The 15,243-nt window shown below is 65.4% G+C and carries 9 protein-coding genes and 2 pseudogenes; 6 read left to right on the top strand and 5 right to left on the bottom strand.

What is annotated here, in order from left to right:
* Window positions 1–7 precede the first annotated feature (7 nt).
* A pseudogene (locus ACZ4NB_RS33065) lies at window positions 8–385 on the top strand (transposase); the annotation flags it as partial.
* Between the two features lie 84 nt (window positions 386–469).
* Here the strand turns inward: ACZ4NB_RS33065 and ACZ4NB_RS33060 are convergent.
* The 4 genes from ACZ4NB_RS33060 to ACZ4NB_RS33045 form a co-directional block, all read right to left on the bottom strand.
* Window positions 470–1,012, bottom strand: coding sequence for a DUF1707 SHOCT-like domain-containing protein (locus ACZ4NB_RS33060; protein ID WP_467666726.1), 543 nt, complete (start codon window positions 1,010–1,012; stop codon window positions 470–472).
* Between the two features lie 290 nt (window positions 1,013–1,302).
* Window positions 1,303–1,974 (bottom strand): hypothetical protein, encoded by a 672-nt coding sequence (locus tag ACZ4NB_RS33055; protein ID WP_467666725.1) that lies wholly within the window; start codon window positions 1,972–1,974, stop codon window positions 1,303–1,305.
* 366 nt (window positions 1,975–2,340) lie between these two features.
* Window positions 2,341–2,841, bottom strand: a complete 501-nt coding sequence (locus tag ACZ4NB_RS33050) for an ATP-binding protein (protein WP_467666724.1) — start codon at window positions 2,839–2,841, stop codon at window positions 2,341–2,343.
* A 657-nt stretch (window positions 2,842–3,498) separates the two neighbouring features.
* Window positions 3,499–4,740, bottom strand: a complete 1,242-nt coding sequence (locus ACZ4NB_RS33045; protein ID WP_467666723.1) for an MFS transporter — start codon at window positions 4,738–4,740, stop codon at window positions 3,499–3,501.
* A 105-nt stretch (window positions 4,741–4,845) separates the two neighbouring features.
* Between ACZ4NB_RS33045 and ACZ4NB_RS33040 the strand changes: the two genes are divergently transcribed.
* The 5 genes and pseudogenes from ACZ4NB_RS33040 (at window position 4,846) to ACZ4NB_RS33020 (ending at window position 13,991) form a co-directional block, all read left to right on the top strand.
* Complete coding sequence (locus ACZ4NB_RS33040) at window positions 4,846–5,403, top strand: helix-turn-helix domain-containing protein (protein ID WP_467666722.1); 558 nt, start codon at window positions 4,846–4,848, stop codon at window positions 5,401–5,403.
* A gap of 612 nt (window positions 5,404–6,015) precedes the next feature.
* Window positions 6,016–7,594 (top strand): annotated as a pseudogene (locus ACZ4NB_RS33035) (hypothetical protein).
* The gene (locus ACZ4NB_RS33030) at window positions 7,591–8,391 is read left to right on the top strand and encodes a hypothetical protein (protein ID WP_467666721.1); all 801 of its coding nucleotides are present in this window, start codon (window positions 7,591–7,593) and stop codon (window positions 8,389–8,391) included. Before ACZ4NB_RS33035 ends, ACZ4NB_RS33030 begins: the two are co-directional and overlap by 4 nt.
* A gap of 12 nt (window positions 8,392–8,403) precedes the next feature.
* Complete coding sequence (locus tag ACZ4NB_RS33025; protein WP_467666720.1) at window positions 8,404–12,918, top strand: coiled-coil domain-containing protein; 4,515 nt, start codon at window positions 8,404–8,406, stop codon at window positions 12,916–12,918.
* Complete coding sequence (locus tag ACZ4NB_RS33020; protein WP_467666719.1) at window positions 12,915–13,991, top strand: Wadjet anti-phage system protein JetD domain-containing protein; 1,077 nt, start codon at window positions 12,915–12,917, stop codon at window positions 13,989–13,991. The genes ACZ4NB_RS33025 and ACZ4NB_RS33020 overlap by 4 nt, the downstream gene beginning before the upstream one ends.
* 291 nt (window positions 13,992–14,282) lie before the next feature.
* On the opposite strand, the gene ACZ4NB_RS33015 is transcribed toward ACZ4NB_RS33020, so the two are convergent.
* Window positions 14,283–15,164, bottom strand: a complete 882-nt coding sequence (locus ACZ4NB_RS33015) for a hypothetical protein (protein ID WP_467666718.1) — start codon at window positions 15,162–15,164, stop codon at window positions 14,283–14,285.
* Window positions 15,165–15,243 lie beyond the last annotated feature (79 nt).

Here is a 15,243-nt window from a genome sequence, read left to right as displayed (position 1 = left end):
ACGTATCCAGCTCAAGTCGATCCGCACCACCCGGCCCGACGGCGCGCCGATCTACGTGATCCTGGACAACCTGTCCGCCCACAAGGGCGCCGACATCCGCCGCTGGGCGAAGAGACACAAGGTCGAGCTGTGCTTCACCCCGACCTACGCCTCCTGGGCAAACTCGATCGAGGCGCACTTCGGACCGCTGAGGTAGTTCACCATCGCCAACTCCCACCACCCCAACCAGCCGGCGCAGACCCGGGCCCTGCACGTCTACCTGCGCTGGCGCAACGCTAACGCCCGCCACCGCGACGTCCTGGCCGCCGAACGACGTGAACGCGCCCGCATCCGCAGCGAGAAAGGCAACCGCTGGGGCGGACGCCTCCTCAAAGCCATCGCCTGACCACCCCGGCGAACCTACGCCGCCACGGCTTCCGCAGTCGGTGGGGGCGTAGTGCCGGGCGGGTGGTTCTAGCCGGATGGAGCCTCAACGCCGGGCGTGACGAATCTTCAATCGTCCGAATCCCATGGTCCCAGAGATGCGGATCGTCGGCCCGCCGGGGCGGGAACGCCGCGGGGCCTTGTAGCGCAGGTCCTTCCACTCGGTGCGCAAACCCTCGACGTCAACGACCGCGTCGCGAGGCACCGTGATTCGGGCCCCGCCGGTCCCGACTTGCAGCTCGATATCGACGACCGGATGCTCGATGACCGCTTGGGACAGATCCAGGCGCACCCTTCCGAATGCGGAATCGACCTTGAGGATCCGAGGTACCCGCCATGCACCTCGCCGCTGGATCCGTCCGCTGGCGGCGGCGATGGTTGACACGGTGCCCGAGTGCTTCTCCGGGAGTGAGGCCAAAGCAGACACGAGCTCGCTGTGGGCCTTGGCGTTGAGCACCTGGTGGAGGCGTCCGTCCAACTCCTCGTGTGAGATGAGCCCTTCGGTGTACGCCTCCTGCAGGCGCCGCACGGCCGTATCGCGGTCGTCTTCGCCGATCAGCGGCGGCGAGTCTTCCGGTAAGCAGGTCACCGTTTCACCCTACTGCCGTGCCGGCGACGCGAACGCGTCAAGGTCCATAGATCCGATAGGGAGCCCAACCGCTCGTCGTCATGGCTTTGATCATTCACCCGGCGAACCTATGCGGTCACAGCACTAGGTACCTGTGACCCCAGGAACGTTTGGTCGCCTGACAGCCAGGCGACACGGTCCCGGCCCAACAGGACAACGATTTCTGTGTCAAGACACACAGGCTGCCCACGGCCGTCGGTGGGGATCCGCCCCTCCACAGAAAGCCCGACCAGAACTGCAGCCGAGTGGCGTCAGACCGCTGCGTAGGTGCCGCGTCCTGGACGGGTCACCCTGTTTTGCTGCTTTGCGACACGGTCGAGGGTGTTGCGGACGGATTCGATCTGTCCTGGTGTGGCCTCCCGCCCCAGGGCCGCGTTGACCTCATGGGCACGCATCGGCACGCTGGACTTCTTGAGCACAGCCAGCGCCGCATCGATAAGCTTTCCTGCGCCCTTGTCAGCTGGCTGAGTGGTGGCGGTCTGCTTCGAAGCCACCTTCCTCGCCTTCGACTTAACAGGTGTCACAGCCTTCTTGGCAGTGCGTTTCCTGGCAGTGCCGGACCCGGCGGCTGAAGATGCTGCCGTACGTGGCTGTGGCACGGCAGAAGCTGTTCGTTCTTGCGCACCGGTCGACTCAGGCGCGACAGGGGTTTCGAGACCGGGGGAGTCCTGGCTTGAGTCGCCTGTCGGCTCGACGGGGGATTGCTCACCGGGTACTGAATCCGGTGGGGTGGTGGATGCAGGCTGTCTGCTGGGAGCAGCGGTGCCGGTCAGGACACGCAGGTGCTCCAGGGCGGTGCGGGCTGCAGTGACGCGTCGCATCACGTCGTTGAGTTGTCCTCGCAGCTGCCTTTCCTGCTCTTCGAGCTCCGGCAGTGTGTGTTCGAGGTTCTCGATGGTCTGAAGGAGTACGGAGTCAGTCATGTGCTTTCCTCACCTTCACTGCGATCAACGTGATCGCAGTCACCGTACCTGTCCATCAACCGAGACAGAGCAGGATGTGCAGATGGATGCGGGCGGTGTCCGCGCTACGACACTCGCCGGCGCAGAGAAGCCATCCCTAGCCAAGGCGTGAACATCAGCACGTCAGGATCATTCACAGTACTGCTTTGCCGACGGAGGCGTCCTTCTCGACTCTCTCAGTTACTGAGGCGTGGCGCCTGACCTTCGAGGCTGGCTCAGACCTCTCCCACAGCTTTGATCCGGTGGCCCGTTCGCAGCCATTCCAAAGGACCCTCATCGAGGTGGAAAGGCGAACCTCACTGGTACGACAGACCACCCCAGACAGGGCTATGGCCCGGGCCAGTGATCGGAGCTGCCGCCTGTCGACAGGCGTGCCCAAACGGTTTTCCCCGGGCCGTCAGTGATTGAGTAACCCCAACCGCAACTCAATGTGTTGACGATGCACAGTCCGCGTCCGTACGCGGCGAGCAGATGGGTTGCTGGTGTGGTGGGAACGGTGGCGCTGGAATCTTTGACAGTGCATGTCACCGTGTCGGCGGTGTACATGAGTCCGAGCCACCCGACGTCGGCAGACGGCTTGGACAGGCCATGGCGAAGTGCGTTGGTCACCAGTTCATTGACCACCATCACAGCGTCCTCGGCGCAGGACGAAAGCCCCCAGTCCCGCATGGTCAACCGTGTGTAGCGCCGAATCTTCTGAAGGCCGGCCGGGCAGGCCGTGAAGCGACGTGCAGTGAAGCGAGGAACGCCGAGCCCCATCGCCAACCCCCAGTCGGCCAGAACAGGTGTGGCCGCAGGACGCGAAGGCAGCTCGCTTGATGTCAACATCTGTCCTCTCGCCGACTCGCCTGAACTATCTCCCACTTCTCTCCTGAGCAGAGACCGAAGTCCTCAACGGAGCACTCGATCGGGGGAGTTCGAGCATGTGCTGGCAAGGCTAATATCTTCAGCATCCCACCAGCCGTGCAATTGCATATGAGATTGCACGGAGCGGTAGGAGGTCCGGCGGTCTATACGGGCGGGCGGCTGGATCATGTCCACGCTAGGGCGGATGCCCGAAGGTACGGCGGAGAGGAGCCATGATGGAGCACTTTGACAACGTCCAGGACACCTCGGTGCTCATCTGCCCCCCGCGTGAGAGTCCACCACGCCGACCACCCACGGTAGGTACACCTGCGCGCCCTTGATAGGGCGCGTGCAGGGAGCCCTGCTTTGTCCACCGAGAACGAGATGCCGAAGTCTTCGGCAGCGCTGCCTCACCACACTTCACCTGGGCCCAGGTCGACACGGCCGCACGCCGTCGTTGTGACGTCCTTTGCTGAGCCTTCCTTGCCGCCTCGGGGTGGGTTGAGGTGACAAGGAGGCCGCTTAGCGTTGGATCGCGCGTACCTGGGGCAGGAGCCGGCTGTGGGGATACAAGGTGATCGTCAGCCGCATAAGCGAGTTCCCTAAAGCTGGCGGAGACATCGGCGCATGGCACTCGACCTAGCTCTGTTCAGACGCAAGCTGCCGTGCCCGCGTCGACAGCCCAAGCGTCGCACTGAGGGTAAGTACCAGCACTGATAGTCCGCCGCACCACATGAGCAGCGCACCGGCGCCCACGCTCGCGGCGAAAACTCCCGAAAGTGACGTCGATAGCGGTATGAGACTCAGCGACAGGAACCAGTCGAAGGAAGAGACCCGGCCCATGAACTGTTCAGGCACCCGGCGTTGCATCAGGGTGATCCACATGACGTTGCCCAGCTCGGCGGCGGCACCTGATGCCGTGTACAGCACCATCGCAACAACAAGTGTGCTGGTTAAACCCAGCCCGGCGAGGCACGCACTGGAGATCCCAAAGGCGAGGTAGAGCCGACGCATCAGGCGCTTTGCTGAGGAAGGCACGGCACGGCCGACGCATAATGCCGCAAGACCTCCGCCAATGCCGTAGCAGGCCATCAGCGCCCCCAGGCCGGTGGCCCCACCACCCAGCTGGGACTTGACTAGTGCGGGCACCAGCGTGGCTGCCGGCCCTGAGGTGAGAAAGTTCATCGCCGCGAACGCGATTAGGACACTCAGCAGCCAGCACTGGGACTTCACGTACACAAGGCCCTCCCACATAGCCTGACGCACGGGCGGCGCATCCCCCTCGGGCGATGTGACCGCGATGGTGGTGACCCGGCCCAATAAGAACGCCCCCAGGCCATATCCGCAGGCCATCACTGCAAAGGCAGCGCCTGGCCCCCAGAAGCCAACGAGCATTCCGCCCAGGGCCGGCCCAAAGAACTGCAGGCCGATCAAACGCCCCGTGGCAACCAGTCCATTGGCCGCAGGGAGAAGCTTGGCATCGACCGTGGCGGGCAGCAGCGCATTGAGCGCCGGGAAGAAAGGGGCGCTAGCTGCGCCTGCCGCACCACCCAACAGCGCCAGCTCCCAGATGGCCGGCTGGCCGCTCACCGCGAGTGCTGCCAGCACGGCCGCAGCGGCTGCCTGTGCCAGCGCGGTGGCCCGCAGCAGCAAGGGCTTGGGGACACGGTCGGCGATGACGCCCCCGGCTAGCGTGAGCAGCATCCGGGGAAGCAGGCGTGCAGTAGCCACCACGGAGAGGCCCGCCGCACCCGAGGAGGACAGCGCGGTCCAGATGAGCGCCGTTGAGAAGGCGCCGTCTGCGAGCAGCGCGGCCAACTGCCCAGTCCACAGTTGGCGGTAGGCGGTGCCCCGGAGCGGGGCGAGGACGGATAGCCGCATGACACTCTCCAGTTGCCGAGATTTTTTGGCAACCGTACGATGTCAAAAAAGTATTGGCAATATTTTTTTGCCAATACTTCTTGGGAATCTGCTAGTCTGTCGTGCATGAAGTCGCAAAGTGTTGAGTCTCCGCAGGCCATGCGAGCCCTGGCGCATCCGTTGCGCCTGCGCATCCTGGGTGAGCTGCGCAGGCGGGGAGCGGCGACCATTACGCAGCTCGCCGCGGTACTTGACACGTCGACGGCCGCGGTGAGCTATCACACGCGCACACTGGCAAAGTACGACTTCGTGGAGCCGGCCCCGGACAAGGCTAGGAACCGTAAGGAGAGCTGGTGGCGGGCGACAGCGGACCAGACCACTTGGTCCCTCGACTCATTCGGCGATCAAGAGAAAAACGCTGCCAACGCCGCGTTGCTGCGGGAAATGGTGCAGCTGCACTTGTCGCTGCTGGAGGAGTACCAGCGCACGGCGGGGGACTGGGGGACGGCGTGGGCTGCCGTCTCGGGCCCTCGTGACTACGCGATGCGTATGTCGCCGCAGGATATGGACCGCATGCTGACAGAGATCGAACAGGTCGTCACGCGTTGGCAGGGCCAGCCACCCGCTGACGAGGAATCAGCTTCCCAAGCAAGCATCGTGTTGTACGCCTTTCCGCGCCGATGAGTGCAGGTGGAGCGTGTCGACGTTCGAACATAACTGTATGTCCATGACGCCGGAGCAAGCGCACCTTCCCGCTGCGATTCAGTGAGGGCACCACCAAGCACCTTGACCTGATAGCGCGCAGTACTCCTGGCAGCGGGTGACTACGCGCATCACCCGCCCCTCGCACGGCTTGGACGTTCTGTTGCCCAGCCCGCCCTGGGGCCATCGAGGCGGCCAGCATCGGTGGGGAGGCCGACAACGCTGGCGCCCGGAGGGCGAGCTCCACCAGATTTTGGGCGAAATCGATCACCGAGCGAAGTCGAACACGAACGGCGCTGAAACAGGCGCGCAAGGAAGAAGAGCCTCGAGGTCGCTGGCAGGAAGCGATGGAGCAGGCCCACATCGACCTGCTAGGGCTGGAGCCTGCATGGTCCCAAGCGCGCCTGAGAGAGTCGTCTGAAGTTGCCAGTGCGGACGAGAGCCCTGATCGCTGCGACGCGCAGTGGAGGCTGGACTCGGAAGAGAACGACCTCACGCCCCTCTATACGCTCGTGGCGCCTGCATGGAAAGGCGAGGGCCATGACCAGGGGTTTTCTGCCTTGATCTCGGCCAGCCTCGCTGACAACTTCGGCCATGTGGCCCCCGTTGTCAGTGCTCCCCCTTACCGTTTGGAGAGTGGATGCCGCACCTGCACCCTTAGACACCGGATTCGCGCAGCGCATCAAAGCGCTGGCGTGCACCGCACCGCTGCACGACCTAGATGCCCGCAAGTCATCTGTACAGACAGCTGACTTGACCGCCTACCAGATGAGCGAGCTCGCCCTGCACGCGATCGATCTGGTGACCCTCGCGATGGACTTCGACGCCGGCGCTTCTCCGGAGCGGACCGTTGAGGAACTGTCCCGGTACGCCGCCGAACAAGCACCGGACCGCTCTGCGGATGAGCACGAGCACGCTGCCGGATGGGTGCTTGAGAACCTGCTCAACGTGGGATCGGCCGATCGCGGCTTTCGCGCCGTCTACGGAATGACGGGTACCGACGGGTGCTACGAGCGGCGCGATTTCGACTTCAAACTTCTCGAGGAGGTTCCCGGAGCCGACGGCGGGATCTACCTGCGTGCTTCGAATGAGGCGGTCAACGTCCTGGTCGGCGCGCTGGAGGTCGACATTGAGTCAGCGCAGATTGCCGCGGATGTGCGGCTCGAGACGCTGATTCGACGCGGTCGGCTGTCCGACGCCCAAGCTGCGGCTCAGGCCGCGCGGTACCGGACGATCCAGTATGGCGAGATGCTGCGTCAGCGGCTCGAGGCGACCAGCCGCGACGTGCGCACTGTGGACTGGCTGACCGCCATGCCGATGTTCATCGAGGAGGCGCTTGAGCACATCGAGGCCCGTTGTCGGGCAGAGAACGCCATCTTAGTGAACATCACAGAAGCGCGGGACACTGCCGATACGCCGGTCCGCAAGCAGCAGGCCGCGACGCTCGTCGGGATCGTCCGTGATTGCCTGCGGCGCCACGAGCAACTGTCAGGCAGCGCTGCAGAACGCGGGACGGCGCTTTCGGGCCGAGCAGGATCGGCAGACGTTCGCACCGCAGCCGACACGAGCCGACCTCGACCTGCACGCTCAACTACTGCAGCCCGCACTGGCCTTGCCCGTCTGCGACGCCGAGGGGGTGCTTGCTACGTACTTCACGCGGGTGGCCGGCCTGAGCGTGCGCCCGGCACTGCGACTGGTTGACCTGTTCACCTTGCTGGTGACCCCACCGGTGGTCCGAGAAGTGGTGGGGAGTGAGATCGAGGAACCGGATCTGTCCGACGAGGCAGAGCTGCCGGCTTTCCCGGATGAGTGCTACGAGCACTTGGAATGGCTTCTGGACCTGGACGTGGAGGCCCCGCGGCGCCTGTCCGGTCTGCTGGAGGAAGCTCGCGAACTGCACCCTGAGCTGCCGTTGCTCGTGGTGGTGCGGGTTCTCGCACTCGCGGCGCAAGAGATAGGCCCCGCCATCCGACACGGTGCGGCCTCGGTCCTCATCGCCGTTGATGACGGTACTCCGCTGAGTGCCCCTGAATTCGCTGGCGCCGACCTCATCGTTGCCCGGGCCGGGCTTTCCTACCCCGCCGACGTCGGTGACTCCGACAGCGAAGGTGCAGGAGCGGGTGCCCTCCCCGCAGGCCTCATCCCTGCTACGCGTGAGAGGGGAGCCGCATGAGCGCCTCAGATACCGCAGCCGAAGCCTCCCGCCTGGTCGGGTTCGGATTGCGGCCCAAACTCGTTCCTTCCCGCGACGAGGAATACCGGCGGCTCGTGCGGCGCTTCCGTAGCGACGACGAGTTCGCCACTGTCACTGCCGCCGTTGCCCGGGGACTGGACATGGTCATCCTCGAGGTCACCGAGCGCACAGGAATGGTCGTCGCCTCTACCGAAGAGAGCGTGTTCGCCATCCGGATGTCCGACTACGCGCGCCGAACCGGCGGGGAGGGGAAAGCGCACGAGCGGGTGCTCCACGCCCTGGCTCACCTGGGCGCTGCCACACTTGCCTTCCCCCGGCCGGCCGATCTGGCCGACGAAAGCTACCTCGGCCGGATCACCGTAGAGGGAGTCGAGGCCTTCGTACGGCAGGCTGCAACGGCGCTCGCCGAGAACGCGACGGCCGAAGGAGAGGACACCGACCCCTCCACCGACCGACCGGGACTGGAAACGGTGTGGCGGGTCTATATGCGCCGCGCCCGGACCGGAGCGACCGGCGACGGACGCAAACTCGCCAGCTCCACCACAGGCATCGTCAGCAAAGCACTCGCCTTCCTCGCCGACCAAGGCCTGCTCGTACGCACCGGTGACGCACGGGGCGGTACCTACCGCACGACACCGCGCTACCGGGCGCAGGTCCGGGAGGCCGGCGCAATCATGTTCGAGGAGCTTCTGGCACTCGGCATCACCGCAATCACCGACGGGACGGGCACGCTGGCCGCCGTCGAATGGGCGCCCGACGACATCGCCAAGCTGTAGGGGAGGATGGCTATGTACGAACTCAACCGAGTGCGCATGTTCGGCGTTGGCCCGCGCGGAGCCCGCTTCACCGACGTCACCTTGAACTTCGCCGATGTGGGAGCGCCCATCGGCACAGGTACCTTGTTCGACGCACCGACGCGCCGCCCCAGCCCCTACAGCCTGCTCCTACTGGAAAACGGCGGCGGCAAGAGTGTGCTGCTCAAGCTGCTGTTCTCCGTGATCCTTCCTGGCAAACGCAACACCCTTGGCGGCGCGTCCGACGTCCTGGAGAAATTCGTCGTGGGTGAGGACGCCGGGCATGTCGTACTGGAGTGGATGCACGTCAAAACCGGTGAGCGGGTCGTGACGGGAAAGACCTACCAGTGGCGGCGCAAGAGCACTAGCGACGGCCGCAAGCTCAGCGAGGCATGGTGGTCGCTGCGCCCCACCGCCGCCGTAGAAGTGGCCACACTGCCCTTCACCGCTGACGGCCGCCGCTTAAGGCTAGGAGGCTTTCAGGAAGCGCTGGAGGAGATTGACCGCAGCTACCCCGCCACCCAGCTGGCCTGGATCGGATCCCACCAGGGGGAGTGGCTCGAGCATCTCCGCAGCCTGCGCATCGAACCCGACCTGTTCGCCATCCAGCGACAGATGAACGCCGATGAAGGGGAAGCGGCCAGCGCATTCAAGTTCAAGAGCAGCAAAGAGTTCGTCGACTGGCTGCTCACGGTCGTCATGGACCCAGCCGATGCCGTCAGCGTGGCGGAGAACTTCGACAGCTATGCCACGACCGTCGGTGATCGCTCGGCGATGCTGCTGGAGCGCGACTTCGCCGACGGCACCGTGGCTGCCCTACGCCCGGTTGGCACCGCGAACTCCAAAGCCACGCAGGCGCGAGCGACGCTGGAGCGCACACAGCAGGACGTTCGGACATTCAGCGCTCAAGTCGGAGCCAGGCACGCCGCTGAGCAGGCTGCTGCCCGACGGCTGAACACCGACTATGAATCCGCGGCAGCCGAAGCCAGTAAGTCCGAGAGCGACCGTGACCGCACGCGTGACGTCGTCAACGAAATCCGTCGTCAGACGCTTGCTCTCGAACTCACGGTCGCAGAGGAACAGCAGAACGCCGCACGAGACGGGCTTGCCGCCACCGAGCTCGAACTGGCTGGCTGGGCGGCGTGCGAGATGGTCGAAGCACGCGATCAAGCAGCCGCTGATGCCCACGCAGTGACGCAACAGATCACCGACGCCGAAGAGAACGCACGGCCCGCCCTGGCCGCACGCGACACGGCGGCAGCCCAAGTCCTGGCGAAGCTGCATGACGAGGCAGCCAACGACCGAACGCGAGCACAGCTGCACAACCAGGAGGCCGAACAGCACAAGGTGGCCGCTGGAAAGGCAGACGAGCAGCGGACCACCGCGCTGCGCGCTGAAGAGAAGGCCCGCAGTGAGCAGAAGTCTGCCCTGGCTGAGGTCACAGAGACTGCCCGCGCAGTAGACCAGGCCGTCGCCGAGGGACTTCTCCCGGTCGGCACTGACGTGTCAGCTGCCGCTGTGGAAGCGCGAGGGAACGCAACCCGGCTGGGGGAGGCGCTCGCCGCGACAGAACGTGATGCTGTCGAGGTCGGGAGGGAGCTGAAGGCCGCCCAGGCTCGCGTCCGGAAGGCCGCCGAGGTACTGCTGGGCAAAGAGCGCGAGCGGGAGCCGCTGACACAGCAGTTGCAGCATCTGACTATCCGGGCTTCCCAGCTCGCCGCGGACGAAGTAGTCCTCGCAGCCCTGGCGGTGGACAACCTCGACACCGAGGCCCTCGACGCATCGGCCGAAGCACTCGCCCGTCAGCTTGCCGATGACATTGACATGCGTGAGGAACGCCTGGACAGCCTGCGCGACGCACAGAACAACGACATCCGGTTGCTGACCGCCCTAGGCGAAGGCGGCCTGCTACCAGCCAGACCCGAGACCGAGGCCGCTGTCGAGGTCCTGCGCGATTCAGGGATTTCTGCCCATACCGGCTGGCAGTACCTGGCACAAAACGCCGCCGCCGACGAGCGCGCCCTACTCATCGCGGCACATCCCGAACTCGCAGACGGCGTTGTGCTCGTCGACGCCGCACAGCTTTCGCAAGCCCGCACCGCCATCGAGGCAGCAGAGCTACTGCCCACAGCCGCGATCGCCGTCGGCAGCGGCATGCAGCTCCTCACCGCAGCCGAGCTATCCGGTACCCGCTTCGTCCTCGACACCAATCCGGCGATGTTCGACGAGGTAGCGGCCGAGGCCCGCCGAGCGGAGCTGAGAGAGGACATGAACCGCCGCGGCCAAGACATCAAGACGCTCACCACGGCGTTACGCCGCACCAGGGATGTTGCTGCGGAACTGGCTGCATGGCGCAACGCCTGCCCAGCCGGTCGTCTCACCGAGCTGACCGAGCAAACCCTCGCAGCTGACGCCGCCGTCACCACAGCCCAGGAACAGACAACAGCAGCAACTACAGAAGTGGAATCGTGGGCAGAGCGCGAGAATGGCTGCTCCACGCGACTCAATGAACTACGCGTACAGGAGCGGGTCGTCGCGGACACCGCAAGCGCCCTCGAACGCCTCGCGGCACGAGCGGAGCGCTCTGCCGGCGCACAGCGAAGAGCAGGAGAGCTGGAGCAGGCCAGAGAATCAGCTCGGCGCACCGTAGATGAGGCGACGGCGGAGAGAGAACAACAGCTGGAGCAGGCCGAGGCGGCCGTGCGGACGGCAGAGAACGCCCGCGACCGAGCCGAGCGCCACCTGGCCGCAGCAGCCGAAGTCGTCACCTCCAGCGGCGAGGTGGCTGCGGCCGTTCCAAAGGAGAGCCTGCTGGCTCTCCAGCAGGCTTACGCAGCAGCAGCCGACGTCTACCGAAGCCTCGAGGTCGGCCAGGACCTGCTGTCACAGGCAGACCAGGCCACGGCTGAGGCGGCCCGGCGCCGCACCGACGTTGAAAGCCTCACACCCGAAGTGACTACCGAAGCCGAACGACTGCTCACCACAGCAGCCGGTGCCGATCGCGCCAGCCGGCAGGCCGCAATCGCCCAGGCAAATCGTGAGAAGCAGCGACTAACCACGGCCATCAGCACAGCGGTTGAACGCTTCGGACAGCTCCGTAGTGAGCTGCGGGCCGCTAGTCCCGGCGCCGAACGTGACCGAAACGTGTGGATCGTTCTCCCCGAGACACGCCGCCCGACCTCCGTAGAGCAGGGACGCCAGCTCCTAGCCACCGCACAGGCCGAACATCGTGCCGCGCAAGAGGCCCTGGAGACCGTGACACGGCAGGCCACAGACCTGCAACACCAGACCCAGCAGGCAAGTGAAGCCGCCCGTAGCTTCCGAGAAGTGCTCCAACTCATGCAAGCCACCCTTGAGGACACACCCAGCTCACTGGCGGAGCCGTCCTTCACCACGGAACGGAACCCCAACACTGCCGAGCCCTACGAACAGTCGGTAGAGACCGCTCGCGAGCAGTCCGACCGGCTGCGACGCAACCTGCGTGAAGCCCGCGCCGCCGCAAGTGCCGCCGACCATGAGCTCAACGACCTCATCGCTGCCGCAGTCCACTTCGTCAGCGGAACTCGTTTCGACACAATGACGAACGTTGCCCGACGGGCCATCATCAGCCTGGGACGCGAACATCTTGGCGCCCGCGCCACAGAATTCGCCGACCAGCTCGCACAGCGGCTCGCCACGCTGAACACCGACCTGGACAACGCCAGCAAGCACCGCAAACTCATCGTCGAGCGACTCGCCGCGCTCACGGACGGGGCGCTCAAAACCCTGCGCACCGCATCACGGCTGTCGAGACTGCCCTCCGGGCTCGGAGACTGGGAGAACAAGGAGTTCCTCCGCATCCGCTTCACCGACCCCGACCCCAGCCTGCTCGCCGCCCGCATCGGCGAACTGGTCGACGACATCGCTGCCGCCACAGCGACCCGCCAAATCGGAACCCGCGGCAGTGCCCCAAAGCGCGACGGCATCACACTCCTGCTGCGCTCCGCCGAGGTAGCCGTCCCCAAAGGCTTCACCGTCGAAGTACTCAAGCCGGACTCTGTCCTGCGTGACGAGCGCGTCCCCGTCGAGCAGATGAACAGCGTGTTCTCCGGAGGACAAGAACTCACCGCCGCGATCATCCTGTACTGCACCATGGCAGCCCTGCGAGCCAACGAACGAGGCCAGATGCGCAACCGCCACTCAGGCGTACTGTTCCTCGACAACCCGATCGGCAAGGCAAGCGCGTCATACCTCCTCGACCTGCAGCAAGGCGTGGCATCGGCCCTGGGTGTGCAGCTGGTCTACACCACTGGACTGTCCGACGACCGCGCCCTAGCAGCGTTCCCCCTGTGGATCCGGATGCGCAACGACGCCGACCTGCGGGCCGGACTCAAGCACATCCGAGTCGCCGACACCGTGCGCGCCCAACTGCCCGTTCCATACGATGACGAAGAATCCGGCCTCCCCGGCACAGCACCAGGCACGGTCACTGCAACCCGTGTCTACCGCCAGCCCACGGAGACGCAATGAACCCCTCGACATCAGGCAACGTCATGCTGTCCCCACGAGCTTTGAGGCTCGCCGCAGCGCTGGAAGAATGGCCGCGAAGAACTCTCACCCTCGCCGAGCTGTGGAAGACCTTCGCGATCGCCGACGCCGCCTCCGCAATGCGCCCCAGCCGCCGCACAGACCTCGCTGAGGCACTCGAAGCGCTCGCCGCTACGGGCCTGATCAACCTCTCCCGTACCCGGGACACATCAGCAGCCCCCGCACTGCCGACTCGCGTGACGCTGCCAGCTCCGCAACCCTCCTCCACGGCCGCAGCACTGGCCCACACGATCGCATGGCGCCCGGAGCTCGCCTGGGCCGCCTCAGCTCGGCTCACGCTGGGACAGATCGGTGTCCTGCGCTCAATCAACGACTGGCTGCGTGACTGCGGCCGCGACGGCGACGTCTCACCCTTGAGGGAACGTTCTCTCGAAGTCCTCGGACACGAGAAGCGCCTCGATACTCTGCTCGGCACCTCCCTGTTTGCGCCAGGCCGGCTCACGCTTGAGCTCCTGCGCACCTTCCGCGCGCACCCACCCCTGTCGGCCCGCCGGACCGGAGACGGCCCCGTGCTCCTCGTGGTGGAGAACGCCGACACCTTCGACACCCTCACTCGCGTGCTGACGGCCGGCCCCGGCGACGTCGGCTGGGTGGCCTGGGGCGCAGGGGCGGCATTCGAGGCATCGGTCGCCTCAGTCCTCGATATGACGGAGGTGCGAGCGATCGCGTATTTCGGCGACCTCGACGCCGATGGGCTCCGGATCCCGGCCAGTGCACACCGAAAGGCCGCGGAGAACGGACTGCCTCCCGTCCGTCCGGCGACAGGCCTGTACCGGTTATTGCTCGACATCGGGGTGCCTCAGCCTGGTCAAGGGTCACTCTCCGTGGTCAAAGCCGCTGAGCTCGCCAGCTGGCTCCCTGAGCCCCAGGCGATGCGGGCAGCGTCCCTTCTCACCACCGGCTGTCGGCTTGCGCAAGAGGCTGTCGGCACGCGCGCTCTGCAGGCGCGCATGGACACGAGTGAGTGGCGGGATGGCCTCGCCTTCTCGGGCTGAGTGGGTTATGCCTAGTCACGCGGACAAAGCGTTCTCCAGCAGAGCACCTCGGACGTGGGAAGCGACGGCTCTGCCGGCGGCGTCCGCTGCGCTCGGATCGCCGGGACCGGCTCCATTCGGGCGCGTCCCCGGACCGGGTTACGGCACCTCGTATGACTGCGCACAGCCGTACGGGGCGACCGCGCGGACTCGTCCGCTCAACGGAGCGCCAATCCACTCCACGGAACCACTCCGTCATGCGCTGGCTTCCCCTGACACGCAGAACCGGTAAACGACTTCACTGTGGAAGAATTAGAGCTTGGAAGTGCAGGCTTGGATGATGGCGTCGGCGAGTGGCTTCTTGTCGAGATAGCGGATGGCGGAGTGGGGCTCTCTTCCGTTATCAACGGCCTGGTCAGCAAGCTGTCCCGCGGTCACCAAGGCGAGCCCCCGTCCCTGTGTGATGAGGTCGCTTGGGTCATAGAGGTTGGTCCACGTGACGCCGTCCGGTACCAGGAGGCGCTGGCGATGGTCTTCTCCGAGGGCATGGCGAACGGTGGCCCATCCCAGGGGCGACCCGCAGGTGATCAGTGTCCGGAGGCTGGACGCGCCGGTACGTGAAGTGGCCATTTCCCGGCGATGGAACATGTCGTAGACAACGACGCTGCCCAGGGAGTGGGCGATGACGACGTGGGCAGGTGAGCGCTCGAGGTCGTCTCGGATCGTGGCACGGATACGTGTGGCAACGGTATCGTTATGGAGATATCGATAGACTTGGCGCACAGCGCGCAGGATGAAGGCACCGACGCCTCGGCCGCGGCTGTCGATGACTGCCAGAACACGACTGATGAGGCGGGGCATAGGTGGCAGCCCCAACCCGAGTGTCCCGTGCGGGTCGGGGAGTTCTTCCGGTGCTTCGGGGACGTATTCGGCGAGGGTCGCGAGGATGAATACCTCTTCGTGTTCGGTGATCGCCGCTTCTTCAGCAGGGTCGTCCGCAGGGCCGAGGTGCTGGGTGGGTTGCCGGAAGAGGTTCCCGTAGTGAGGGACGGTCAGGGCTGGCACAGGCGTGGCATGTCCATGGTGCCGGGTCAGGCCGTGTGTGAGGGCAGCGCGCCATTCCGCAGTTAGCTTCTCGCTGTTGGTCCTTCCCTGCCAGATTCCGTGAACTCCGATGATGTGCAGGTTGTTCATTCGTTCCCCCGATACACCTGGTACTACGTGGAAGAATCGTATCCAGTGGAGGGTCGCGGGTTCCGCCCGTGTCTGTAAT

Source organism: Streptomyces sp. NPDC026575 (genome assembly GCF_055567415.1).
Note: the sequence above shows the minus strand (reverse complement) of the source record. Positions and strands in the feature narration are given on the sequence as shown.